The sequence below is a fragment of the Bradyrhizobium sp. CCBAU 51627 genome (genome assembly GCF_028128765.1).
In the GTDB taxonomy this organism is placed as follows: Bacteria; Pseudomonadota; Alphaproteobacteria; order Rhizobiales; family Xanthobacteraceae; genus Bradyrhizobium.
On the sequence record NZ_LBJG01000036.1, the window covers coordinates 1 to 273 of the forward strand.

General features: G+C 62.3%; 1 protein-coding gene. It reads right to left on the reverse strand.

Features of this window, described 5'->3' with window-relative positions:
* Positions 1–78: 78 nt before the first annotated feature.
* On the reverse strand, positions 79–273 hold a 195-nt coding region (locus XH88_RS25580), incomplete at its 5' end, for a hypothetical protein (protein ID WP_271671020.1).

Sequence of the window (273 nt, forward strand, 5' to 3'; positions counted from 1 at the left end):
ATGTAGCGCAAAAAGACCGCACAGCAGCATACAGGTGTGGCCCAACACACGGCCTTCCCTGCGCAGTGGTTTGACGGCTTATGCCGTGCTCTCCCGGGAGCCGAATTCCTTCTGGCCTCCCTCGCCCCGCGAATTGACGATGTGGTTGATCCGGTTGGATGCTCCACACCTCCGCGACAGGCTTGACCGTAGCAACGACGGCCAGGACCACACGGTTTTGCCGTACGCGCGTTCGCCGGCCACAGGGTTTTCCCGCGCTGTCGACATTGCGGG